This is a genomic window from Solidesulfovibrio sp. C21, from assembly GCF_047785625.1.
In the GTDB taxonomy this organism is placed as follows: Bacteria; Desulfobacterota; Desulfovibrionia; order Desulfovibrionales; family Desulfovibrionaceae; genus Solidesulfovibrio.
The window spans coordinates 48,160-72,486 of the sequence record NZ_JBLODY010000003.1 but is presented as its reverse complement, the minus strand read 5'-3'; the positions used below and the strand labels follow the sequence as shown (position 1 = coordinate 72,486).

Annotated in this window: 22 protein-coding genes and 2 tRNA genes; 16 read left to right on the top strand and 8 right to left on the bottom strand. The window is 63.4% G+C overall.

Annotation, left to right across the window (positions count from 1 at the left end):
• The first annotated feature begins 71 nt into the window (after positions 1-71).
• Positions 72-293 carry an ion channel gene (locus ACMZ6R_RS01755; RefSeq protein WP_416109034.1) on the top strand — a complete coding sequence of 74 codons (222 nt, stop codon included), beginning with the start codon at positions 72-74 and terminating at the stop codon, positions 291-293.
• Positions 294-461: 168 nt separating this feature from the next.
• Here ACMZ6R_RS01755 and ACMZ6R_RS01750 read toward each other — a convergent pair.
• A tRNA-Leu gene (locus ACMZ6R_RS01750) sits at positions 462-548 on the bottom strand.
• 114 nt (positions 549-662) lie between these two features.
• On the opposite strand from ACMZ6R_RS01750, the gene ACMZ6R_RS01745 reads away from it, so the two are divergent.
• The 12 genes from ACMZ6R_RS01745 (at position 663) to ACMZ6R_RS01690 (ending at position 10,575) form a co-directional block, all read left to right on the top strand.
• Positions 663-1,346: a DUF554 domain-containing protein gene (locus ACMZ6R_RS01745; RefSeq protein ID WP_416109032.1), complete on the top strand. Its 684-nt coding sequence runs from the start codon at positions 663-665 to the stop codon at positions 1,344-1,346.
• 60 nt (positions 1,347-1,406) lie between these two features.
• Positions 1,407-1,757 (top strand): hydrogenase maturation nickel metallochaperone HypA, encoded by a 351-nt coding sequence (locus ACMZ6R_RS01740; protein WP_416109031.1) that lies wholly within the window; start codon positions 1,407-1,409, stop codon positions 1,755-1,757.
• Between the two features lie 12 nt (positions 1,758-1,769).
• Positions 1,770-2,432, top strand: coding sequence for a hydrogenase nickel incorporation protein HypB (gene hypB, locus ACMZ6R_RS01735; protein WP_416109029.1), 663 nt, complete (start codon positions 1,770-1,772; stop codon positions 2,430-2,432).
• A gap of 480 nt (positions 2,433-2,912) precedes the next feature.
• Positions 2,913-3,500, top strand: a complete 588-nt coding sequence (locus tag ACMZ6R_RS01730; protein WP_416109028.1) for a hypothetical protein — start codon at positions 2,913-2,915, stop codon at positions 3,498-3,500.
• Between the two features lie 147 nt (positions 3,501-3,647).
• Positions 3,648-4,628 carry a flagellar motor switch protein FliM gene (fliM, locus tag ACMZ6R_RS01725; protein ID WP_416109026.1) on the top strand — a complete coding sequence of 327 codons (981 nt, stop codon included), beginning with the start codon at positions 3,648-3,650 and terminating at the stop codon, positions 4,626-4,628.
• Positions 4,629-4,830: 202 nt separating this feature from the next.
• Positions 4,831-5,556 carry a cysteine peptidase family C39 domain-containing protein gene (locus ACMZ6R_RS01720; protein ID WP_416109025.1) on the top strand — a complete coding sequence of 242 codons (726 nt, stop codon included), beginning with the start codon at positions 4,831-4,833 and terminating at the stop codon, positions 5,554-5,556.
• Positions 5,557-5,577: 21 nt separating this feature from the next.
• Positions 5,578-7,047, top strand: coding sequence for a RimK family protein (locus ACMZ6R_RS01715; RefSeq protein ID WP_416109023.1), 1,470 nt, complete (start codon positions 5,578-5,580; stop codon positions 7,045-7,047).
• The gene (locus ACMZ6R_RS01710; protein WP_416109021.1) at positions 7,044-8,309 is read left to right on the top strand and encodes a carboxylate-amine ligase; all 1,266 of its coding nucleotides are present in this window, start codon (positions 7,044-7,046) and stop codon (positions 8,307-8,309) included. The genes ACMZ6R_RS01715 and ACMZ6R_RS01710 overlap by 4 nt, the downstream gene beginning before the upstream one ends.
• Positions 8,275-8,988 carry an N-formylglutamate amidohydrolase gene (locus ACMZ6R_RS01705; protein ID WP_416109019.1) on the top strand — a complete coding sequence of 238 codons (714 nt, stop codon included), beginning with the start codon at positions 8,275-8,277 and terminating at the stop codon, positions 8,986-8,988. The genes ACMZ6R_RS01710 and ACMZ6R_RS01705 overlap by 35 nt, the downstream gene beginning before the upstream one ends.
• A gap of 132 nt (positions 8,989-9,120) precedes the next feature.
• Positions 9,121-9,975 carry an alpha/beta fold hydrolase gene (locus tag ACMZ6R_RS01700; protein ID WP_416109017.1) on the top strand — a complete coding sequence of 285 codons (855 nt, stop codon included), beginning with the start codon at positions 9,121-9,123 and terminating at the stop codon, positions 9,973-9,975.
• Between the two features lie 31 nt (positions 9,976-10,006).
• Positions 10,007-10,339, top strand: coding sequence for a type II toxin-antitoxin system HicA family toxin (locus tag ACMZ6R_RS01695; protein ID WP_416109015.1), 333 nt, complete (start codon positions 10,007-10,009; stop codon positions 10,337-10,339).
• The gene (locus ACMZ6R_RS01690) at positions 10,336-10,575 is read left to right on the top strand and encodes a hypothetical protein (RefSeq protein WP_416109014.1); all 240 of its coding nucleotides are present in this window, start codon (positions 10,336-10,338) and stop codon (positions 10,573-10,575) included. Before ACMZ6R_RS01695 ends, ACMZ6R_RS01690 begins: the two co-directional genes overlap by 4 nt.
• A 155-nt stretch (positions 10,576-10,730) precedes the next feature.
• On the opposite strand, the gene pgi is transcribed toward ACMZ6R_RS01690, so the two are convergent.
• The 4 genes from pgi to ACMZ6R_RS01670 form a co-directional block, all read right to left on the bottom strand.
• Positions 10,731-12,374, bottom strand: coding sequence for a glucose-6-phosphate isomerase (gene pgi / locus ACMZ6R_RS01685; RefSeq protein ID WP_416109013.1), 1,644 nt, complete (start codon positions 12,372-12,374; stop codon positions 10,731-10,733).
• Between the two features lie 30 nt (positions 12,375-12,404).
• Positions 12,405-14,909, bottom strand: coding sequence for a plasma-membrane proton-efflux P-type ATPase (locus ACMZ6R_RS01680; RefSeq protein ID WP_416109011.1), 2,505 nt, complete (start codon positions 14,907-14,909; stop codon positions 12,405-12,407).
• A 117-nt stretch (positions 14,910-15,026) separates the two neighbouring features.
• Positions 15,027-16,796 (bottom strand): aldehyde ferredoxin oxidoreductase N-terminal domain-containing protein, encoded by a 1,770-nt coding sequence (locus ACMZ6R_RS01675; RefSeq protein ID WP_416109009.1) that lies wholly within the window; start codon positions 16,794-16,796, stop codon positions 15,027-15,029.
• Positions 16,783-17,229 (bottom strand): 4Fe-4S dicluster domain-containing protein, encoded by a 447-nt coding sequence (locus ACMZ6R_RS01670; RefSeq protein ID WP_416109007.1) that lies wholly within the window; start codon positions 17,227-17,229, stop codon positions 16,783-16,785. Before ACMZ6R_RS01670 ends, ACMZ6R_RS01675 begins: the two co-directional genes overlap by 14 nt.
• A 180-nt stretch (positions 17,230-17,409) precedes the next feature.
• Here ACMZ6R_RS01670 and ACMZ6R_RS01665 point away from each other — a divergent pair.
• The 3 genes from ACMZ6R_RS01665 to ACMZ6R_RS01655 all read left to right on the top strand — a co-directional run bounded on the left by ACMZ6R_RS01665 (position 17,410) and on the right by ACMZ6R_RS01655 (position 19,095).
• Positions 17,410-17,485: transfer RNA gene (locus tag ACMZ6R_RS01665), tRNA-Ala, on the top strand.
• Between the two features lie 122 nt (positions 17,486-17,607).
• A complete protein-coding gene (locus tag ACMZ6R_RS01660; protein ID WP_416109005.1) occupies positions 17,608-18,555 on the top strand; it encodes a serine/threonine protein kinase in 948 nt (315 codons plus the stop codon).
• Positions 18,556-18,606: 51 nt separating this feature from the next.
• The gene (locus tag ACMZ6R_RS01655) at positions 18,607-19,095 is read left to right on the top strand and encodes a universal stress protein (RefSeq protein ID WP_416109004.1); all 489 of its coding nucleotides are present in this window, start codon (positions 18,607-18,609) and stop codon (positions 19,093-19,095) included.
• Between the two features lie 187 nt (positions 19,096-19,282).
• Here ACMZ6R_RS01655 and pdxA read toward each other — a convergent pair whose 3' ends face one another.
• The 3 genes from pdxA to glgA all read right to left on the bottom strand — a co-directional run bounded on the left by pdxA (position 19,283) and on the right by glgA (position 24,195).
• On the bottom strand, positions 19,283-20,281 hold the full coding sequence (gene pdxA / locus ACMZ6R_RS01650; RefSeq protein ID WP_416109003.1) for a 4-hydroxythreonine-4-phosphate dehydrogenase PdxA: 999 nt from the start codon (positions 20,279-20,281) through the stop codon (positions 19,283-19,285).
• A gap of 351 nt (positions 20,282-20,632) precedes the next feature.
• Entirely contained in the window at positions 20,633-22,564 is a 1,932-nt protein-coding gene (gene glgB, locus ACMZ6R_RS01645; protein WP_416109001.1) for a 1,4-alpha-glucan branching protein GlgB, read from the bottom strand.
• Positions 22,565-22,737: 173 nt separating this feature from the next.
• Complete coding sequence (glgA, locus tag ACMZ6R_RS01640; RefSeq protein ID WP_416109000.1) at positions 22,738-24,195, bottom strand: glycogen synthase GlgA; 1,458 nt, start codon at positions 24,193-24,195, stop codon at positions 22,738-22,740.
• Positions 24,196-24,327 lie beyond the last annotated feature (132 nt).

The following is a 24,327-nucleotide window of genomic DNA, read 5'->3' as shown; positions in this document are numbered from 1 at the left end:
CGGGATTATTTACACCCGCGTCGGGAGATTCGTCCGCACAAAGCGAACCCAACCGTTGCGGGTCACCCGCCATGGACAAAACAGGTAGGAATTGGCTTGCGTCACTTTCCGTTAGCTTCGCAACCTTCTCGAAGCCCGGATTTGGTGACACATACCCCGTAAAATCAACTGCACGCATATGGACCATGGCCGAAGTCATGATCGGTTACATCATGCTCGGCGACCTGATTTCAATTTTGGCCAACAAACGGGCTAACAGGGCAAAGCTTCTAGCTGTTTTTTGTTTTATCTGAGGGGGAACAGACTGCCGGAGGGAGGCCAAAGGGACATGCCAAACAGCGCGCAAATCAGTGCCGAATCGCGCGCCGCCTGACTACGGTCACTGGATCAAAATTGGAGCAACTTCACAAGAAAAAAGAAAAGGGGCCACGATTTATTATCGTAACCCGCTGATATTGTTTTGGTACCGGGAGGGGGACTCGAACCCCCAAGGAGTTGCCTCCGGCGGATTTTGAGTCCGCTGCGTCTACCAATTCCGCCATCCCGGCCTGAACGTAAAATAATATCCTGAGCCTCTCGTCATTGTCAATTATTTTCCAGCTTGAGACAACCCGCCGAAACTGCTAGCCCTCCCCTGCCCCACTCGGGCAAGGAGTCCCCCAATGATTCCCCTCGGCCCCCTGGTCAACGGCGCCGCCATCATCGTGGGCGGCCTGCTCGGACTCACGCTCCACGGCCGCTTTCCGGACCGCGTGCGCATCATCATGTTCCAGGCCCTCGGCCTTTCCATCCTCCTCATCGGCTTCAAGATGGCGCTTGTCGTCACCGCGCCCCTGGTCGTGGTCGTCAGCATGCTCGCCGGCGCGGTGGCCGGGGAGCTCATGGACATCGAGCGCGCCATGGCCCGGGTGGGCGACGGGCTCAAGGCCCGGTTGCGCTCGGACAACGCCCTTTTCACCGACGGCCTGGTCACGGCCTCGGTCATCTTCTGCACCGGCACCATGGCCATCCTCGGTTCCTTCGACGAGGCGCTTCGCGCCGACCACACCCTGCTTTTCGCCAAGGCCGCCCTGGACGGCTCCGTGGCCCTGATCCTGGCCACCACCCATGGCTTCGGCGTGCTCCTTTCCTTTATTCCGGTAACCCTCTACGAAGGCGCGCTGGTCTACCTCGGCGCGGCCGGGCACGACTATTTCACCCCGGACAGGCTCACCCAGCTCTCCGCCGTCGGCGGGCTGCTCATCGTGGCCATCGGCTGCAACATGCTCGGGCTGCTTAAAATCAAGACGGCCAACCTTCTGCCGTCCATGGTTTTTGCCGTGATCCTGGCCCCGTTTTTCCAATAACACCTTTTGGCAACCGGTTTTCTTTACGCGCGCACCATTTTGCCGTACCACGGACCGGCCATGCACGAACTCTCCATCGCCCAAAGCCTGCTCGCCATCATTGAGGACGAAATGACCAAGCACGGCAAGGAAACACTCCTTACCGTCAAGGTCCGGCACGGCCGCCTCTCGGCCATTGTGCCCGAAGCCCTGGAAACGGCCTTCGAAGTCCTGACCATCGACTCGCGGCTGGCCGGCGCGAAACTGGAGATGGAGGAGACGCCCGTGGTCCTGCGCTGCCGCGCCTGCGGCCGCGAATTTTCGCCCGAGGGCGACTCGGCCTTCGCCCCCTGCCCCGGCTGCGGCGAGGAACTCGGACACACCGTGCTTTCCGGCCGCGAACTCTACATCGAATACCTCGAACTCGAATAGCGGAGGCTTGCCATGCAGATTCCCGTGGTGCGCAACATCCTGGAGGCCAATGATCGCATCGCCGCCGAACTCAAGGACTTTTTCGGCCACAAGGGCATCCTCGCGGTCAACATCATGAGTTCGCCCGGCGCGGGCAAGACCACGCTCCTCGAACGCACCCTCACCGAGCTTGGCGGCGAGATGCGCATGGCCGTGGTCGAAGGCGACCTGCAAACCGACAACGACGCCCGCCGCGTGGCCGCGACCGGCGCCCAGGCCGTGCAGATCAACACCGAGGGCGGCTGTCACCTGACCAGTTCGCAGGTCCAGGAAGCGATCAAAAGCCTCGACCTCACAGGCCTCGACATCCTTTTCATCGAGAACGTCGGCAATCTGGTCTGCCCGGCCGAATTCGACGTGGGCGAGGATTTCAAGATCACGCTTTTAAGCGTCACCGAGGGCGACGACAAGCCGGAAAAGTATCCGCTGATGTTCAACATCTCCGCCGCCCTGGTGCTCAACAAGGTCGACCTGCTCCCGTACGTGGACTTCGACATGGAACGGGCCAGCCGCCATGCCCGCGTGCTCAACGAACACATCGACATCTTTCCGGTTTCGGCCCGCAGCGGCGAGGGACTTGCCGACTGGTACGACTGGCTGCGCGCCCGACTCCGGGAAAAACGCGCCACGGCCTAGCCATATACGAATGTGCGAGAGGGGAACCCCTTTCAAGAAAGGGTTCTCCCCTCTCGCGCTCTCCCCTTCCGAAAGTTTTTATTTGGGCAATTCCGTATCAACTCGTCGCAAGTGCGGTTTGATGAGGAATTGCCTTAGTTTTTAGGGTATTGGAGCAGCGTTTCTCCACGGCAACGGAAAAGACGCCTCTGAAAAGAGGTCGCAGTGAATATCTTCTCATAGCACGTTGTTCCCACCGTCCCACCCCTGTGTGTTCCTTCTCCGACCGCTTTGGACGGAGCGGAGCAACCAAGGGCTGTTTCACTTTCTGAAACAGTCAAACATCCCCAGGCGTTGACCGTTTTCCTCGAAAGCGCCAATATTAAAAAATATCCAGTCTATTTAGATAGTTAGCAATGACAGGCCTGATCTCTGCTTGTGGCATGGCTTTTGTAATGCCCTGCCTGATTCCATTTTTGCAACATATTCAGGGAGAAGGCTATGGACGCGCTGTATCGCAAACTCGTTTATGGACTTGCCGTCGCCTGCCTGGTGCTGGCCGTCTCGGCCACCTGGGTCATGGCCCAGACCCAAGGCTTCGCGGCCGGATCGTTCAATTTCGAACCCCGCTTCGGCATCTTCGGCACCACCAACCAACGGGTCAATTCCATCTACACCTACGGTGGAGCGCTCAACTACTACGTCTTTGACAACGTGGCCGTGGAAGTCGAAGGCATGGGCGTCTACGTGGACCAGAACAAACGCTTTGAAACCGCCACCGGCATCGGCTCCAAGGCCTCGCCGGCCAGCGGCATCGCCGGCAACTTCAACGCCCGCTGGCACTTCGTGGCCACTTCCCAGGCGACCCTGTTCGCCGGCGCGGGTTTCGGCGGCCTGTGGTGCGATACCCAGGTGCCCTACAACGGCTTCGAAAACAACCTGACCGAAAACGGCGAGCTGGGCGCAACCTATTCCCTCACCCAGCAGCTGAGCCTCAAGGGCGCCGTCAAATACTGGCACATCGGCCAGTTCAACAAGCAGGGCGTCAACGCCTTCGGCGGCACCTTCGGCCTTAACGTGAGTTTTTAACAGGCCTCCCCTCCAAGGCCCTCTTGCCAATGCCCCTCTCGTCCACCAGCCGGCCGTCCACAGGACGGCCGGCTTTTTTCCATCCCCCCTTTTCATTTCCCGTCGACATCTCTATAGTTTCCACACGGCACGCCGAAAGGTAGGTACATGAGCAAGATTCTGGATCAGGACGAAGTCGATGCGCTGCTGCGGGGACTCTCCGGCGGCGAAATCGAGGCGGAAAACGACATCCTGGAAGACGACTCCGGGGTCGTGGTCTTCGACCTGTCCAACCAGGACCGCATCATCCGGGGCCGCATGCCGGTTCTGGAAATCATCAACGACCGCTTCGCCCGGCTCGCCTCCAACGCCATGGCCAACGCCATGCGCAAGCGCGCCGACGTCAACCCCATTTCCATCGACATGTCGAAATTCGGGGACTTCATGCGGTCGCTGCCCGTGCCCACCTCCATCAACATCTTCAAGCTCGACCCCCTGCGCGGCAACGCCATCCTCGTTGTCGACTCGCGGCTAGTCTTTGCCATGGTGGAGAGCTTTTTCGGCGGGGCCGGCTCCCAGCCCAAGATCGAGGGCCGCGACTTCACCCCCATCGAGCAGGCCATCATCAACCGTGTGGTGCGCATCGCCTTGGAAAACATGGAGGAATCCTGGCAGCCGGTGCATGAGGTCCACATCGAACTCGTGCGCAGCGAGGTCAATCCCCAGTTCGCCGCCATCGTGCCGCCAAGCGACGTGGTCATCGTGGTCACCTTCGAGGTGGAGCTCGAAAACGCCATCGGGTCGCTGATCGTCTGCCTGCCCTACGCCACCATCGAGCCCATCCGCACCAAGCTGTACGCCTCCTTCCAGACCGAGCGCCTGGAAGTGGACCATGCCTGGATCGCCCGGTTCAAGGAGCGGCTCATGGAAACGCCGGTGGAGATGCTGGTGCGCTTCGGCCGGTCCCAGATCACCGGCCGCCAGCTCCTTTCGCTCAAACCCGGCGACATCATCATGCTCGACAACGACGTGGACGCCCTGCTCGAGGCCGAGGTCCAGGGCGTGCGCAAGTTCCGGGGCATCCCGGGGCTGGTCAAGTCCAACAAGGCCTTCCAGATCGTCAAGGAAGAGGAAATCCACGTCGAATAGCCCTCGGTCCCGGACAGGCCCCGGCGCGCGCCGCAGCGGGAGTTCCCCCCTTGCTCCCCGGCCGCTCTTGTTGCCCCGCCGCATTTGTCCCGACGCCCCAGCCCGTTTTTTCCCATAACACACCGGAATACCTTCTTTAAACGAGAATTTCCGTCCTCAGGCCCATGGCCAAGCGTTTTGGGCCGTGATAGGGGGCTAAGCCGTGGAATCCACACTCGCTATTCCCATCGCCGCCCAACCCGACGACACCACCTGCGGGCCCACCTGCCTGGAGGCCATCTACCGCTACTACGGCGACGCCATGCCGCTCGATACCGTCATCCGCGAGGTGAAAACCCTGCCCGGCGGCGGCACCCTGGCTGCCTACCTCGGTTGCCATGCCCTGGCCCGTGGCTATGCGGCAAAGATTTACACCTTCGATCTGACCGTCTTCGACAGCACCTGGTTTGACGGCGCGCACGTGGACCTGCCGGGCAAGCTCAAACGGCAGCGCAAGTTCAAAAAAGGCCGGCGGCTGACCGCCACCACCGACGCCTGCCTCGAATTTCTGGAACTGGGCGGCGTCATCCGTTTCGAGGACCTGACGGCGGGGCTTATCCGCGCCATCCTCAAACGCGACCGGCCGATTCTGGCCGGGCTTTCCGCCACCTACCTCTACCGCACCGCGCGCGAGCGCGACGAAAGCGGGACCCTGATCTACGACGATGTGCGCGGCGAACCGGCCGGCCATTTCGTGGTGATAAACGGCTACGACGTCAAGCAGCGCTCGACCCACATCGCCGATCCGCTGCTGCCCAATCCCATAAGCCAGAGCCAGTATTACGAAGTGACACTCAACCACCTCGTCTGCGCCGTCATGCTCGGCATCATCACCTGCGACGCCAACCTGCTCGTGCTTTCCCCCAAAAAACGCGGCCGTCCCAAGTGACGGCAAAGGAGCTTACCCCCCGTGTCCGTTCTGGTGGTCATCGAGAACCCCGAAGACTGTTCCCTGGTCTTTTCCGGCGTGGAGCCGGTGGCGGCCAGGGCCTACCTGACCGACGAAACCTTCACCGGCCTGCGCGGTGTCAAGATCATCAATATCTGCCGTTCCTACCGTTACCAGTCCATGGGCTATTACGTGTCGCTTCTGGCCGAGGCGCGCGGCCACAAGCCCATTCCTTCCATCACCGCCATCCAGGACATGAAGTCCGTGGGCATCATCCGGGTGGCCTCGGGCGAGCTGGAAGACGTGCTGACCAAGGCGCTGGCCGATCGCGGGCCCGGCAAGGTCAGCTTCTCCGCCTACTTCGGCAAGACGCCGACAAAGGGGCTGGAGCAACTCGCTTCCAGGCTCTTCAAACTCTTTCCCTCGCCCCTGCTGCGGGCCGACGTGAACTTCCAAAACGGCTGGCAACTCCAGAACGTCTCGCCGCTGTCGGTCAAGGACATCCCCCCCGAGGAGCGCGATTTCGCCGAATCCGTATCCACGGAGTACTTCGCCGGCAAAAAGCTCATCATTCCCAAGCGTCCGGTCTCCCGCTACGACTTGGCCATCCTGCAGGATCCCGAGGAGACCCGCCCGCCCTCGAACGCCCGCGCCATCAAGCGGTTCGTCAAGGCGGCCGAGACGCTCGGCGTCGGGGTGGAACTCATCACCAAGGACGACTCCAACCGCCTGTCGGAATTCGACGCGCTTTTCATCCGCGAAACCACCAACGTCGACCACCACACCTACCGCATGGCGAGAAAGGCCGTGGCCGAGGGGCTCGTGGTCATCGACGACCCGGAATCCATCCTGCGCTGCTCCAACAAGGTCTACCTGGCCGAGGTGCTGGCCCGGCATAAAATCCCGGCCCCGCGCACGGTCATCGCCCATTGCAAGAACCTGGATCACATCCTGGAGGAACTGTCCCTGCCCTGTGTGCTCAAGCAGCCGGACAGCGCCTTTTCCCAGGGCGTGGTCCTGGCCCGGGAATCCGACGTCATGATGGCCGAGGCCAGGCGTTTTCTGGCCAAATCCGACCTGGTCATCGCCCAGGAATACCTGCCCTCGGATTTCGACTGGCGCATCGGCATCCTTGACAGGCGCCCCCTTTTCGCCTGCAAGTACTACATGGCCTCCGGGCATTGGCAAATTTTAAGCAAGGATAAAAGCGGCAGGGACATTTACGGCCGGGTGGAAACCCTGCCCGTGGGCAAGGTCCCCAGAAAGGTCATCTCCGCCGCGCTCAAGGCCGCCGACGCCATCGGCGACGGGCTCTACGGCGTGGACCTCAAGCAGGTCGGGGACAAGGTGTACGTCATCGAAGTCAACGACAACCCCAATATCGACGCGGGATACGAGGACGAGGTGCTCCAGGACGAACTGTATCTGCGTGTGGTGGAAGTCTTTCTCAAGCGTATCGAACTGCGCAAAACCGGGAGCCTCAACATATGAGCCGGGCCAAACCCCTTTTTTCCGCCTACGGGATTGAAATCGAATACATGATCGTGGACCGGGAGACGCTTGCCGTGCTGCCCGTGGCCGACAAGCTGCTTGCCGCCGCCGCCAAGGAGGAAAAGGCCTCCGACGTGGACATGGGCGAAATCACCTGGTCCAACGAACTGGTCAACCACGTGCTCGAGATGAAGGTGTCAAAGCCGGCCAAGAGCCTTTCCGGGCTGGCCGCCGCCTTTGCCGAAAACATCGCCGTGGCCGACGCCCTGCTTGCCCCCATGGGCGGACGTCTCATGCCTACGGGTGCGCACCCCTTCATGGACCCGCTTGCGGAAACGCAGCTTTGGCCCCATGCCTACAGCGAGGTCTACCAGGCCTTCGACGCCGCCTTCAATTGCAAGGGGCACGGCTGGTCGAACCTGCAAAGCATGCACATCAACCTGCCCTTTCGCGGCGACGAGGAATTCGGCCGGCTCCACGCCGCCATCCGCGCGCTCCTGCCCATCATGCCGGCCCTGGCCGCTTCCACGCCCATTTTAAACGGGCAGTTCACCGGCTTCCTCGACGCCCGCATGGAGCAGTACTCCAAAAACGCCGCCCGCGTGCCCTCGGTCATGGGCGTGGTCATCCCCGAGCCGGTCTTTTCCGAACAGGAATACCGCGACAGGATCCTGGCCCCCATGTACCGCGACATCGCGCCGCTCGACCCCAAGGGCGTGCTGCGCGACGAGTTTTTAAACGCCCGGGGAGCCATCGCCCGCTTCGACCGCTCGACCATCGAAATTCGGGTCCTCGACACCCAGGAATGTCCGGCCGCCGATCTGGCCCTGGCCGGCGTGGTGACGGCGGCACTCAAGGGGCTGGTGGAGGAGCGCTGGTCCAGCTACGAGGAGCAAAAGGCCCTTTCCACCCGGGAGTTGGCGGCCATTTTCAACCAGACCATCGCCAATGCCGGCCGCACCGTGGTCCCCGAGGAGTACGCCCGGCTGTTCGGGGTCTACGCCCCGTCGAGCATTCCGGCCCGCGTCATCTGGCGGCGGCTGGCTTTCAGTTCGCTTCCGGCCATGGATTTCGACCCGGATTGGGAAAAGCCGCTGGCCGTGCTCGTCGACCAGTCGAGTCTGGCCCGGCGGATCCTGGCCGCCGTGGACGGCGATTACCGGCACGCGGCCGTGAAGCGGACGTACGGGGAGCTGTGCGACTGTCTGGCCGCAAACGAGCCCTTCAATGCCGGCATCCTGGGCGCTCCTTATTTCCTGTGAGCACGGCGGCAACGCCGTGCCGCCGGAGTATGCGCCGTTTTTCGCGCACTGGCGGGACCTGCTCGTCTCCCACCGGGGCTTCGACGCCGGGGCGCTGGTCACGGCGGGCGCCCTGGCCGCTGCTTGCGACGCGCCGCTTTTCGCGGCCACCACCAGCCGGCTGGTGGTGGACCTCAACCGCTCGATCGGCCACCCCGGGCTTTTTTCCGAGATCACCAAGCCCCTCCCCGCCGCAGTCAAAAAAAACATCCTGGCGGAGCACTACCAGCCCCACCGGCAGGCGGTGACGGCAGCCGTGGCCGGGCTGCGCGAGCAAGGCAAGACCGTGCTCCACATCGCCAGCCACAGCTTCACCCCGCGCCTGGCCGGCGTGACCCGGCGTTGTGATGTCGCCTTTCTCTACGCCCCCGGGCGGACGGCCGAAAAAGCCTTTTGCCTCGACTGGAGGCGTGCGCTGGCCAGCCTTGACCCCGGTCTGTTGTTGCGCCGAAACTACCCGTATCGAGGCACGGCGGACGGCCTGACCACGGCGCTTCGCCGCCGTTTCGGCGAAGGCTACCTGGGCATCGAGTTGGAAGTGAACCAGCGCTTCGTCCAGGCCGGCGAGGCCGCTCTGACCGGGCTCGATGATCGCCTCGTCGCCTCCCTCGAACACGCGCTGGCTATGGAACCCGCATAGGCCAGGGTCCCCGACGCCCGATCGCGCCGACTTGTTGCGGGCGCGCCGGCCTGCTATCCCTCTCCCATGCCCTATCCCCGATCCCGGTTTTGTCGCCAGGCGACCCCGCTCGTTATGCTCGTGGGGGCGCTCTTGTTTTTTGCCGCGTCGGCGCATGCCGCCCCCCTGTCCGCAACCTCCCGGCCGGATTTCGCCGTGGCCGGCCTGCCGACCCGGCTGGCCCGGGTCGGGGACGGCGTCGTCGCCTACAAGACCATAGGCAGCGGGCCGCCGCTGCTGCTTTTGACCGGCTACGCCTGCTCCATGGACAGCTGGGACGGGACCCTCGTGCGCGACCTGGCCGCCGGGCGACGGCTCATCCTGTGCGATTACCCGGGCGTCGGGCGTTCCACCGCCCTGGCCGCGCCTTTCACCATGCGCCGTCTGGCCGACGTTGCCGCCGGACTCCTCAGCGCCCTGGCCATCCCCAAGGCGGATGTCCTCGGCTGGTCCATGGGCGCGGTCGCCGCCCTGGAGCTGGCCCTGGCCCATCCGGAACGCGTGGGCAGGGTGGCCTGCCTCGGCGCGGCCTTTTCCCCGGAGACGGTGGTAAAATCGGTTGCGCGCATGAGCGCCATGACGCCCGAGGCCTTTCGGAACAGCCTTTTCCCCAAACCCTGGCGGGAGGCCCATCCCGAAGCGCTTTCCCGCCTACCCCGCCAAACGACTCCCATTCCGGCCACGACCCTGGTCGGGGAGCGCGAGGCCCTGGCGTCCTGGCCCGGTTTCACCGGCCGGATTTCCGCCCTCAAGGCACCGGTATTGCTGGTGGTCGGCGACGAGGACTGGGTCACGCCGCCCGGGGAAAGCGCCGCCCTGGCCCGGCAACTTCCCAGCAGCCGCCTCGTGCGCATGGAAAACGCCGGGCACTGGCTCCAATACCAGGACCCGGCGGAACTGGCCCGGCTGATCGGCTGGTTCCTCAAAGGACGCCCGGCCACCCCTTGACGCCGGTCGGCCCCCCGGTCATTTTTGCGCCATGCCCCCCAGTCCACCGCCATCGCCGACGCCGCTCCCCGTCATCAAGCTCAACAGCGTGCGGCTGCGCACCTGGCAGGCGCTTTTCACCGCTCCGCCGCGAAGCGACATCGCCTGGAACGAGGTCATCGCGCTGATACGGGCCCTCGGCGGCCGGGAACTCCCCCGACGCCAGAAAACCGCCGGCTCGCGCGTCCGTTTCCTGCTCGGCGGGGTCAAGGGCTTTTTCCACCGCCCCCATCCCGAAAACGTGCTCGGCAAGGGCTGCGCCGTCGATGTCCGGGAATTTCTCATCCGGGCCGGCATGGCCGGGCAAGATCAGGAGACAGCATGATGGGCGACGATACCTGCTATACGACCTACAAGGGCTATTGTCTGGAATGCGCCGAAGAAGACGGCGAGCTGCACGGCCACATCGCCGGCATCCGCGACGTGGTGACCTTTCATGGCGAGACCCCGGAAGCGCTCATGGACGCTTTCCGGGAAGCTGTGGACGACTACCTGGACGTCTGCGGCGAAGCCTGCCTCGCGCCCGATGATGCAAAAGGCACTGGGGGAAAACTTTTCTGAAGAAAAGTTTTCCCCCAGGCCCCCTTTCAAAAGACTTTAGTGGTGACGGGATGTTATGCGTCACCCCTTCGTATAGCTATAAAGTTTAGGAAGGGGAGAGCGCGAGAGGGGAGAATCCTTTTCAAAGGGTTTCCCCTCTCGCACGTTTCCTTTTCTTAACTTCTTAACTGCTTGTAGTAATTAACAAGCGCGTTGGTGGAGCAGTCGTGGGAGGCGACCGGGGCGTTGTTCTCGAGTTCCTTGAGAAGGGTTCCGGCCAACACCTTGCCCAGTTCCACGCCCATCTGGTCGTAGGAGTTGATGTCCCAGATAGTGCCCTGGGTGAAGATCTTGTGCTCGTAGAGCGCGATGAGCGTGCCGAGGGTCTTGGGATCGAGGGTCTTGTAGAGAAACGAGTTGGTCGGCCGGTTGCCGGAAAAGGACTTGGCCCGGGAAAGCAGTTCGAGGCGATCGGCGTCGTAACCCTTGTTGGCCAGCTCCGCTTTGGCCTCCTCCTCGGTCTTGCCGCGCATGAGCGCCTCGGTCTGGGCGAAGAAATTCGACAGCAGCATGTCCTGGTGCCGGCCGAGCGGATTGTGGCTTGTGGCGGCAGCCAGGAAGTCGCAGGGGATGAGCTTCGTGCCCTGGTGGATGAGCTGGTAAAAGGCATGCTGGCCGTTGGTGCCGGGCTCGCCCCAGATGATCGGGCCGGTGGAGTACGGCACGAAGCGGCCGTCGGTGGCCACGGACTTGCCGTCGCTTTCCATGTCGCCCTGCTGAAAATAGGCGGCAAACCGCGTCAGGTACTGGTCATAGGGCAGGATGGCCTGGGTCTGGGCGCCAAAGAAGTTGTTGTACCAGATCCCGACAAGCCCCATGACGACCGGGATATTTTCATTGAGCGGCGTGTTGCGGAAATGCTCGTCCGCGACGAACGCCCCTTCCAGCATGGCCTCGTAGTTGTCGAACCCCACAGCCAGGGCGATGGACAGGCCGATGGCCGACCACAGCGAATAGCGCCCGCCGACCCAGTCCCAGAAAGCGAACATGTTGGCCGTGTCGATGCCGAATTTGGCCACGGCCCCGGCGTTGGTGGAAAGGGCCACGAAATGCCTGGCCACGGCCGCCTCGTCCCCCGCTGTCGCCAGGAACCAGTCCCGGGCCGTGTGGGCGTTGGCCATGGTCTCGAGGGTGGTGAAGGTCTTGGAGGCGATGATGAACAGCGTTGTCTCGGGCGAAATGCGCTTGAAGGTCTCGGCCAGATGCGTGCCGTCCACATTGGACACGAAATGGGCGGTGATGCCGGGCACGGCGTAATGGGCCAGGGCCAGCGTCGCCATCTGCGGGCCCAGGTCCGAGCCGCCGATGCCGATATTGACCACGTCGGTGATCTTTTTCCCGGTGTAGCCCGTCCAGGCTCCGGAGTGCACCTTGGCGCAGAAATCGCGCATCTGCCCGAGGACCCGGTTCACCTCGGGCATGACGTCCGCGCCGTCGACGTAAATCGGCCGATTGGACCGGTTGCGCAGGGCCACGTGCAGCACGGCCCGGTCCTCGGTGCGGTTGATCTTCTCGCCGGAAAACATGGCGTCGCGCCGCGCTTCGACCCCGGCCTGCCGGGCCAGGTCGAAAAGCAGCGCCATGGTTTCCGCCGTGATCCTGTTTTTGGAGTAGTCGAACAGGATATCCCCCAGACGCAGCGAAAACTTGGCGAATCGGTCGGGATCGGCGGCAAAGAGGTCCCGCATGTGCAGGTCCTTGACCGTGGCGTGGTGTCTGACCAGGGCCGCATGGGCGGGCAATTCGGTCATAAGCGGCATGGCGAAAGCTCCTTGGGACGAATACGTCGGTTAACGGGACGCCATCCTGGCCGCATGCGGATGCAGCAGCCGGTTGGCCCGGCCCAGAAAACGTCTGTGATGCGGGCGATCCAGGGCCAAGTGACCGTATACCACGAGTTTGGCCCAATCCTCGATGAAAAGCCAGACAAGGCAGTATCCCCAGATGAGGCCCACGTACTCCCAGGGCACGGCGGCCACGAACCAACCGAGGCCCACGCAGGCCGTGGCCAACGCCTTGGTGGCAACGGCCGACCAGATCATGGCCGGCGCGGGATAGGGCGCGGCCCAGAAAGGCTTTCGCGTGCGGGCGACGAAAAGGGTCAGGTGCCCGGCCACGGCGAGCTTTAAAAAGACGAAGGACTGTATCTGGGCCAGATCGAGTTTGAGGTAGGTCTTGGCGAGAATGAGCAGCCCGAAGGTTTCGATGACGCCGATGGTGCCGAGCACCGTGGAAAGCGTCAGCACCCGGCGCATGTCCCAGCGCACCGGATTGGGGTCGAGATAGGTGTTGTCGTAGGCGATGGTCATGATCGGCACGTCGTTTAAAAGCGCCAGCAGGATGATCATGACCGCGGTGATGGGATAGAAGTTGTAGACCAGGATGGCCAGCACCACGAAGAACATGATGCGGATGGTCTCGGTGATGCGGTAGATGGCGTAGGAATTCATGCGTTCGAAGATGCGCCGGGCGTATTCCACGGCCGAGACGATGACGGAGAGTCCGGGCGCGGTCAGCACCAGATCGGCGGCGGCCCGGGCGGCGTCGGTGGCCCCGGACACGGCGATGCCGACGTCGGCCTGCTTGAGGGCCGGGGCGTCGTTGACGCCGTCGCCGGTCATGCCGACAAGGTGTCCCCGGTCCTGCAAGGCACGCACGATGCCGTACTTGTGCTCGGGAAAGACCTGGGCAAAGCCGTCGGCCTCTTCGATGCGCCGTTCGACATCACCCGGCAGGCGCGAGACGTCGGCATCGGCGGCGAAGAATTCCCCGGCCGAAACCATGTGGACGCCAAGGCCGAGCTGACGGGAAATTTCCCGGCCGATGGCCGTGTTGTCGCCGGTGACCATCTTGACGGCGATGCCGTGCTCCTTGGCCTTGGCGATGGTGGTCGCCGAATCCTCGCGCGGCGGATCGGACAGCGGCAGGATGCCGGAAAAGACCCAGCCCCCCTCCCCGTCCTTGCGGGCGACGCCCAGGGTCCGCGACCCCTTGGCGGCAAGGGCCTCGATGGCGGCGTCGGCCTTGGCCGCGTCGTCCTTGGACAGAGCGCAAAGGCCCATGACCACCTGGGGCGCGCCCTTCGTTACTTTAAACGTCGAGCCCGAGGCGTCGGCAACCGTGGCCTCGGTGCGCTTGCCCACCGGATCGAAGGGGGTAAACGCCGTCTGCTTATAAGCGTCGAGAGATTTTGGATCGACCAGGGAATGGATAATGGCCAGATCGATGACGTCGTTGTCCTCGGCCTTGGAGGCCAGCGCGCCGGTCAGGATCAGGTCGGCCGGGTCCTTGGCGGCGAAAACCAGCGGCTCGCCGAGCGTCAGCTTGTTCTGGGTGAGCGTCCCGGTCTTGTCCGAACACAGGATGTCCATGCCGGCCATCTCCTCGATGGCCTCCAGGCGCGAGACGATGGCCTTGAGCCGGGAAAGCGCCAGCGCGCCCACGGCCATGGTCACGGAGAGCACCGCCGGCATGGCCACCGGGATGGCGGCCACGGTCAAAATGAGCGCGAACTGGACCAGATCCAGGACCTTCTCGCCCCGGTCGAGGCCGACCAGAATAAGGACCGCGACCAGGGCCAGGGTCAGGTAAATGAGGTAGTCGCCGATGGTCATGACGGCTTTCTGAAAATGGGACACCGAACCGGCGCTGGAGACGAGCTTGGCCGTCTTGCCGAAAAAGGTGTTGGCCCCGGTACCCGTCACCACGGCCGTCATCTCGCCCTGCTTGGCCACGGACCCGGAATAGACCGTATCCCCCACCTTCTTGGCCACGGGCAGGGATTCGCCGGTCAGGGCCGCCTGATCGACGCTTAAATAATCGCCGTCCAGGCAGCAGGCGTCGGCCGGCACCACGTCGCCCAGGCGCAGGCGGATGACGTCACCCGGCACGAGCGTGTCGGCTGCGATCTGGACAAGCTTGCCGTCGCGGTAGGCCCGGGCCATGAGCGCCAGCTGATTTTTCAGCGCAGCCAGGGTGCCCGCCGCCTTGTGCTCCTCGAAAAAGCCGATGGCCGCGTTGAAGATGAGCAGCACCACAATGATGGCCAGATCGGCCCAGTGCCTAACCACGGCCGAGAGCACGGCGGCCGCCTCGATCATCCAGGGGATGGGGCCCCAGAAATAGCCGAACAAGCGCAAAAGCGGGTTGACCTTTTTTTCCGGCAGGGCATTGGGGCCGAACTTGGCCAGCCGTTTGGAGGCCTCGTCGGCACTCAGGCCGGCCGGAGTGGTTTCCACTTCCTTGAGGATGTCGTCGACGCTTTTTTTCGGGGACGCGGCAGTGGTATCGGCCATGGAGGACCTCCTCGGGCGAAACGACGAGGGAATAACGCGACGGTACCGATCCGCTAGCACATCGGTCGGGGAAATGCACTGCTCCGTGCGCGTTTTGTCGGGATCGCAATGGTATTGTTACGCGCCCGGCGCGGGAGCGGCCAATTGCAGCACCGCCTTGGCGTAGCCCTGGCGCAGGGCTTCCATATAGGTGGCGTCCACGGGACCTTTCCAGGTGGTGATTTCGGAAAACCGCTTGGGGATGTGCGTGTTGATCGGATCGTAGCCGGTTTCCATCTTGCGTCGCCAACGTTCGCATCTGGCATGTTCGCTGGCCGCATCGATGTTGGCGGCCAGCTCCCCATGGCCCAGACAGGAAAGCACTTCGGCCACGACCTCGGGCTTGTAGACTTCCCGGGCGAACAGGCAGGCCACAAGACAGGTAAGCAGCACGCGTTCGCGTTCGTCGTCCACAAGGAATTTGACCACCGCGTCCACGTCCTTTTCCTTGTGCTTCTGGTCGTAGGAATAGGCCCCGGTATCGAGGTGGGAATGGCGGAAGGCCACGGTCTGGGAGGCGAAATAGGTTTCGCCCGTGGCGTAGCCGGCCATCTCCTGGCCCAGCACGCAGGCGAAGTCCTCGCCGCCGTACTGGGAAGCCGCGACCAGCGCCCCCTGGCCAAGGGCGGCGTAGAAATCGTTGGCCTTGTGCCCGAGCAGCCACATGGCCCGCTTGAAGGCGGCCGCGTCGCCGAACGTAAGTCTGACCTCGGTTTCCTTTTCGGTAATAAGTCCCTTGGTCGTGGCCTCGACGGCCCAGGCCAGGGCCACGCCGGCCGAGATGATGTCCAGGCCCTGCCGGTCGGCCACGTCGTTTATGGCCAACACCTCGGTCGGGTCGGTGACGCCGAGCATGGGGCCGGCGGCGAAATTGGGCTCATGGTCGTAGGCCACCTGATGGATGGCGAAGCGGTGGGAGGCGGAAAACATCTCCCGCACCATGCCCACGTGGATGCAGCCCACCGGGCAGCCGGAACAGGCGGCGTTGTGCATGAGGAGCTTTTCCGCAAAGGCCTCGCCCGAGATCTTATCCGCCTCGGGGTCGCTCGTCGCGGCCAGGTTGCGCCAGGGCAGGGACTTGAGTTCGTTTAGGGGCAGCACGTTGGCCGGGGTGCCGAGGTTGTGGTACTTTTCCATCATCCCCGAAGCCGTGACTTTCTCGTGGATCTCCTTGAAAAGCTTGGGATAGCTTTTGTCCTCGGGCAGCGGCAGGTCGCCGTCGCCCATGACCACCACGGCCTTGCAGTTTTTGGCACCCATGACCGCCCCGGCCCCCAACCGGCCGAAATGGCGGTAGGTGTCGACGTTGATGCAGGCGTAGGCGCTGCCGTTTTCCCCGGCCGGGCCGATGCGCATGATGGAGCGGTGGCCGGAGGCACCGGCGGCGATCTTGCGCAGGAGCTTGCCCGTGGTGAAGACGTCGGCCCCGCGCAGGAAATGGACGTCGATCAGTTCGATGCGCCGCGAGCCGACCACCAGCACCGACAGGCGCGGAGCCCGGCCCGTCACGACCAGCGCGTCAAGGCCGGCGAACCGCAAGGCCAGGGCCGAGCGACCGCCGGCGTGGGACTCGGCGTAATTGTTATTGTAGGGCGATTTGAAGCCGCACACGGTCTTGCTCATGAGCGGAAAATAGCCTGTTGCCGGGCCGATGGCGAAAATGAGCGGCTGGCGCGGATCGAACGGGGCCTCCCCGGGCAGGCCGTATTTGGAATAGAGCAGCGCCGCCAGCCCCGAACCGCCGATCCACAAGCCGCGCCCGGGCACCATGACCAGATCGCCCCGCCCCTGGGACAGGTCGTAGACGAGTACGCGGAAGAGGTCCTTGTCGTTGTCATTTGGCGACATCGCAGCTCTCCATACAGGGCGCGGCAGAAGCCTCGGCATCGACGAGCTCCAGGCAGCCATGGGGACAATACGGTATGCACTGGCCGCAGTGGATGCACACGCTGGGGTTGCCGGCGGCGTCGATATTGATGGCATCGACCGGGCAGGCCTTGGCGCACTCGCCGCAGCGGATGCACAGGTTTTTTTTGAGCAGCACGCCGCCGCCGGATTTGCGCTGGACCATGGCTCCGGTGGGACAGGCGGCGGCGCAGGGGGCGGGATCGCAGGCCAGGCACAGGATGGCCTGGAAGCCGCTGGACACGCCGCCCGTGGAACGGATGCGGATGCCGGCGGTGTTCCAGGACAGGTTCTTGTAGACCAACCGGGCGCAGGCCAGCGAGCAGGAATGGCAACCAATACAGCGTTCCATGCGCACGGCGCGATGGATCTTCATGTTAAACTCCGGCCCCTTGGCCTAAAAAGGCATAATCGTTCCGGGGGATTCCAGATAGCCATAGTGGCAAACCCGTCAAAACAGGTCAACAGTCGCGGCGTGACGGTTTGAATTTTTACGGGGGCCCGGAAGGATTTCTTGACCAGCCGCCCGATTGCGCCTATAGACCTTCTTCCCAATGGGGGCGTAGCTCATCTGGGAGAGCGACGCGTTCGCAACGCGTAGGTAGTGGGTTCAAGTCCCATCGCCTCCACCAAGAAAATAAGGGCCTTGCGGCTGACGTCGCAGGGCCCATTTTCTTTGCCCTTTCTCCCGGCCATTGCCCCCCACCCGAAATTGTTGCATATTACCATGATCCGACACCCATGGGAGGTCGCCTTGCCCCCATCCGCCCGAGAGCTCCTGGCCAGGCTGGCTCCGGATTTCCCCGCCCGCCACGTCGGCGAGATCTATACCGACACCACCGAATTCATGAACATCAGCGCCGGCGACGTGATCAAGCTCGGCGAGCGCCATTTCCTGGTCCTGCGCGACGAGGCCGAACGCCGCTTCGGCCTGGAAGACCCCAAATTCTGGGTCAAGCGCTGCCGCAACCTGGAAACCGGCAACCGCAACCTGCTCAAGCTCGTTTTCAACGAGAGCTTTCCCATGACCATCGGCACCATGGTCGTCACCTGCACCAGGAGCCCCCGCAAGGAATCGCGCATACTCGATCTCGTGCGCGGCGATCCCCGCTTCATGCAGGGCGAAACGGTCCTGGATACGGCCGGAAATCCGGTGCGCATCCTGGAGGTCGTGGCCGGCAAACGCCTGGACGAAAAGATCGAAGCCCTGGAAATGCCCCACCGGGACTATTTCCACACCCTTTTCCCCGACGTGCTGGCCCGGTTCATCGAGGCCTGCGAGGCCATCGCCTGGCTCCACGAGCGCAACGAAAAGCACGGCGACGTGCGCCGCGACCACCTTTACGTCAGCTACGACACGGGCCGCTATGTCTGGATCGACTTCGACTACACCTTCGATTTCCAGGAAAGCCCCTTCGGCCTGGACCTGTTCGGCCTCGGCAACATCATCCAGTTTTTGGTGGGCATGGGCCAGCACACCACCCAGTCCATCACCCCGGCCCAGCGCGAACTGATCGAACCCGAGGACTGCTCCATCATGTTCGCCAACCGCATCGTGAACCTTAAAAAGCTCTTTCCGTACATACCGGATGCGCTCAACAACGTCCTGCTGCGGTTTTCGCTCGGAGCGAACGTCTTTTACGACGCGACCAGGGACCTCATCCGCGACCTGACCAAGGCGCATGACGCCCTCGACGCGTAAGCCCCAATCCATCCCGCCACGATACGGCCGGAAACACCTCCCGGAGGCACCATGCGCGACACGAAAATCCTGATCGCCTTCGACGGCTCGGACAATTCGCTCCGGGCCGTTTCCTACACCGCCGCCATGATCGGCGGCGGCCAGAAACGCCTGGTCACCGTGGCGGCCATCGAACGGCCGCCGGATCGCGACCTGTTCCCGGACGACCTCTCCTGGAAGGCGGAATGCGCCCGTCGTGTGGACGCCATGCGCGCCTCGCTGCTCGACGCCAAGGCCATGCTGGTGGCGGTCGGCATCCCCGACGACTGGGTGGAGACGCGGTTCGTGGAAAGCTGCCGCTCGCCGCTGCGGGAATCCATGGAATGCAGCATCGGCACGAGCATCGCCCTCGAAATCCTGCGCCTGGCCGAGGAAGGCGGCTTCGGTACGGTGGTGGTCGGCCGGCGCGGCGTGTCCAAACAGGAAGAATTCCTCTTCGGCTCCGTGTCGACCAAGATCATCCACGCGGCCAAAGGGCTGGCTGTATGGGTGGTAGCATAGGAAAAGTGAAGAAGGTGCGAGAGGGGAAACCCTTTCAAGAAAGGGTTCTCCCCTCTCGCGCTCTCCCCTTCCTAAAGTTTATAATGATACGAATGGCTGACGAAAAACGCACCGTCACCGTGAAAAGTTTTTGGTGAGGGGGTCTGGGGGAGAACCTTTTTTCAAAAAGGTTCTCCCCCAGCTCTTCTCAAACCAAACGCATCGCCAGGTCGAGGGCGGCTTCCAGGCTACCGGTGTCGGCCCGGCCGGTGCCCACCAGATCGAAGGCCGTGCCGTGCCCGACCGAGGTGCGCACAAAGGGAAGCCCGAGCGTCACGTTCACCGTTTCGCTAAAGTGGAGCATCTTGAGCGGCGGCAGCCCCTGGTCATGATACATGGCCAGGATGGCGGAAAATTCCCCGCCGACCGCCCGGTGAAAAACCGTGTCCGCCGGCAGCGGTCCGACCGCCCCCACGCCCTTGGCCACGGCCGCCATGATGGCGGGACGCACCACGTCCTCGTCCTCGCGGCCGAGGAGTCCCCCCTCCCCGGCATGAGGATTGAGCCCGCAGACCGCAATGGGTTTGTCCGCCACGCCAAGGCGCCTCACATAGTCCCAGGTCAGTTCCAGACAGCGCACCACCCGGTCGTAGGTGACCAGGGACGGCACTTTGGCCAGGGGCGGATGGGTGGTGACGAGGCTGACCCGCAGTACCGGGCCGCACAGGTGCATGCACACGCCCTCGCGCCCCACGCCCGAACGCTCGGCCAGAAATTCCGTGTGCCCCGGAAAGGCGAATCCGGCTTCGTTGAGCGCCGCCTTGGACAGCGGCCCGGTAACGAGTCCCCAATCGGGATGCTTGGCCAGGATGGGCACGGCGTATTCCAGGGATTCGCCCGCGGCCAGCCCGCCGGCCGGCGTCTCCTTCCCCGGGGTGGCCGGAAGCCCGGCCAGACGCGGCGGCGTCAGGAGATAAATGCCGGGCGCGCGATCGGCCAGGGCGCTCGGGTTGGCCGGGTCCAGGGGTGTCCAGAACGGGGTGATGGAAAAATGCCGGCAGTGGTGGACGAGGGGCGCTTCCGGGCCGATCAGGGCCAGCCGGAGATCCGGGTAGGCCTTGGCGGCGAGAAGCCGGCAGATCAGTTCCGGCCCGATGCCGTTTACGTCGCCCAGGGTCATGAGGATGGGGGGGAGTGTTTTGTACATGGTATACCGTATTTTTTCTTTTGAACGACGGGGGGATGACGGAATGGATGGTGATGGTGATGGAGATGGAGGCCTGGGAGGGGTGTGCCCGAGGCGGGCGGCGCATATTTGAAGAATACGCCTTCGCCTCGGCCACCCCCCTCCCAGGCCCAGCCCATGCGGCCCATTCCGCAAAATGAGGAAGACCCGTTGTCCTGACGGAAACGTAAGGAAATAGCGAGGGCACGACAAGATGAAGGATGCAGGAATAAGGAAGCTGCGAAAACCTGTTGCCCCTTAAAGGGGGCCGGGGGAAATTCCCCCCGGTGGTGGAGGGTCTGGGAGGAGGCAAAGCCTCCTCCCAGTGCTTCCCTACTCCGGCGTAAAGGCGACGGCGGCCAGGGGGGGAAGTTTGAGGGACAGGAAGTAAGGCCAGCCGCCGTAGGTGGTGGGCCGGGCCGTGACGCCGCCGTCGTTGCCGGCGTCGGTGCCCCCGAAGTAGGTGGAATCGGAGTTGTAGATTTCGCGCCAGAATCCCGGCACGCGGCAGCCCACGGTATAGGCCTCGCGCACGATGGGGGTGAAGTTGAAGGCCCACAGGATTTGCGAGCCGTCCGGGGCCTTGCGCAGGAAGGTGATGACCGAGGAGGCATAATCGGACAGGTCCACCCATTCGAAGCCGGTCCAGTCGTTATCCTGGCTGTACATGGCCGGATAGGCCTTATGCAGGGTATTGAGCGCCCGCACGAGGTTCATGGCCCCCTGGTGCGGGGGAAACCGGGTCAGCACCCAGTCGAGCTCCTCGCGGGAAGTCCACTCTTTCCACTGTCCGAACTCGCAGCCCATGAAAAGGAGCTTCTTGCCGGGATGTGCCCACATATACGAGAGGAAAAGGCGCAGGTTGGCCATCTGCTGCCATTGATCCCCGGGCATCTTGCCAATGAGCGACCCCTTTCCGTGGGTCACCTCGTCGTGGGACAGCGGCAGGATGAAATTCTCGTGAAAGGCGTAGAGCATGGAGAAGGTGAGCTGGTTCTGGTGGTAGGAGCGATAGACCGGGTCCTTGGTAAAATAATCGAGCGTATCGTTCATCCAGCCCATGTTCCACTTGAAGGTGAAGCCCAGGCCCCCGGTGTAGACCGGCCGGGACACGCCGGCCCAGGAGGTGGACTCCTCGGCGATCATGGCCGCGCCGGGAAAATGATCGTGGACCACGACATTGAGGTCACGCAGGAAATCGATGGCGTCGATGTTCTCCTTGCCGCCGAACTTGTTGGGAATCCACTGCCCTTCCTTCCGGGAGTAATCGAGGTAGAGCATGCTGGCCACGGCGTCGAGGCGCAGGCCGTCGATGTGAAATTCCTTGAACCAGTAAAGCGCATTGGAGAAAAGAAAATTGCGCACCTCGTGGCGGCCGTAATTGAAGACGTAGGTGCCCCAGTCCGGATGCTCGCCCTGCCGCGGGTCCTCGTGCTCGTAGAGCCCGGTGCCGTCGAAGCGGCCCAGGCACCATGCATCCTTGGGAAAATGGCCGGGAACCCAATCGAGGATGACGCCGATGCCGGCCTGATGGCAGGCGTCGATCAGAAAGCGCAGGTCCTCGGGCGTACCGAAGCGCGAGGTCGGGGCGAAATAATGCCCGGTCTGGTAGCCCCAGGATTCGTCCAGGGGATGTTCGGCCAGGGGCATGAACTCGATATGGGTAAATCCCAGGTCGCGCACGTAGGGCACGAGGGTTTCGGCCAGTTCGCGGTAGGAGTAGAACGAACCGTATTCCTTCGTGTTCCAGCGCCAGGAGCCGGGGTGGACTTCATAGACGGAAATGGCGTCGTTTATGGGCAGTCCCTTGGCCCGCCGGGCGTCCATCCAGGCTGCGTCGTTCCAGGAGTACTCGTCCAGGCCCCAGGCCCGAGCGGCCACGCCGGGGCGCACCTCGGCAAAAAAGGCGAAGGGATCGGTCTTGAAGACGGTGTCGCCGTATTTCCCGGTAACCGCGAACTTGTAGAGATCCCCGTGGGAAAAGCCAGGGATGTAACCGGCCCAGACGCCCGAGGCCGCAACCGGAAACAGCGTATGTTCGCCGGCCTTCCAGTCGTTGAAATCCCCGACCACGGACACGGCCTTGGCATTGGGCGCCCAGACGGCGAAACGGTAGCCCGGGCCCTTTGGCCCTTCCTGGGCATGGGCGCCGAGCACGCGGTACAGGTCCCAGTGCTTGCCCTGGCCGAAGAGGTAGATATCGAGTTCGCCGATATCCACGGGCAGGCACGGCGTGTTGGTCTTCTTCTTGGCGGAGGCTTTCATGCAAGGGCTCCTTTTTTCTCCCGCCCAAGGCGGCCGGCAAGGCGTACATGCGGGGCCGACGGCGACGAACCGGGAGCGATCCGGCGCGATATGGTGCACGGACCTCGCGGTGGCAACGCCTTCGCCGAGGCCCCGGCAGGAGGAGGACGCCGGAGGCGCTCTCCCAACGCCTCTTAAATATCCGCGCCGAGTTCCCGGTACAGGCTGATGTAGTTCTTGGCCGCCTTTTCCCAGGAATAGTCCGACCGCATGGCCCGCACCACCATGCCCCGCCAGGCCTCGGGCTGAGCCCACAGTTCCAGGGCGTCGCGCACGGCCTGGAAAAAGAGCTCCGGGTCGGGCTCGTGGAAGGTGAATCCCGTGGCCTCGGGATCGGGCCAGGGCACGATGGTGTCGCGCAGCCCGCCCACGGCCGTGGCCACGGGTGGCGTGCCGAAACGCAGGGCATACATCTGGGTCAGGCCGCAGGGCTCGTAGCGCGAGGGCATAAGGAAGATGTCCGACCCGGCCTGGATGCGGTGGGCCAAATCCTCGGTGTAGCCGATGCGCACCACCAGTTTCCCGGGATAGCTCTCCATCATGTCGAGCAGCACGGCCTCGTAGTCCAGGCTTCCTTCGCCAAGGACCACCACGGCCACGTCCTGCTCCATGAGCCGTCCCATGATGTCGATCAGGAGATCGACGCCCTTCTGGTCGCGGATGCGGCCGATAAAGCCGAGGATGGGCCGCTTGAGGAACCGGCGGTCGATCCCGAGCTCGGCCACGAGGTTGCGCTTGCAGGTCTTCTTCCCGGCCAGATCGTCGGGACTGTAGGCGCTTGGCAGATAGCGGTCGTTTATGGGGTCCCAGACGGTGTAGTCCGCGCCGTTCAAGATGCCGCGCAGGTTCGAGGAACGGCTGGACAGAATGCCCTCCAGGCCGCAGCCGAACTGGGGATAGAGGATTTCCAGGGCGTAGGTGGGGCTGACCGTGGTCACGATGTCGGAATAGGCGATGCCGGCTTTGAGCAGGTTGAAATCGCCCCAAAATTCCGCGCCGTCCATGTTCCAGGCCTCGCGCGGCAGGCCCGAGTTCCAGAACAGCCGCGAGGCGAACCGGCCCTGGAAAGCCAGGTTGTGGATGGTCATGATGGTTTTGGTGTTGCGCCAAAACGGCGCTTCCGGGCGCAAATAGCGCAAATAGGCCGGGACCAGGGCGGTCTGCCAGTCGTGGGCATGGACAATGGCCGGCGCGCCGTCGAGGCGGCTGGCCCAGGCCATGGTGGCCCGGCAGAAAAAGATGAAGCGCTCGCAGTTGTCGAAATAATCGCCATCGTGGGTGTTGTAGTAGAAGCGGCGGTCGAAGTATTCGCCCCGCGAGACGAAATAGACCGGAACGTCGTCGCAGGTGGCGGTGTAGATGTCGGCGGTGATGGGCGCCCAGGGATAGCCGACGCGGCATTGGGAATAGATCAGCCGCAACTGGTGGTCGGCGGTATTGAGCCGGCCGTAATACGGCGTGATCAGGGCGACGTTGACCCCCTGGCGCTTGAGTTCCTTGGGCAGTGCGCCCATGACGTCCCCAAGCCCGCCGGTTTTGGAAAAGGGGTACATCTCCGAAGCGACAAAGAGGACCTTGTGATGAAACTTCATCGCACTCCTCGGCCTGGCCGGTTGCGTTCACGGACGAAAGCCGCCGCGTCTGCCGCATGCATGGCCTTCGCCCCTCCCGCCGCCGTATTCCGGCTTGGCGGCTGTCAAATCATGGCTGACCCGGCGGAGTCC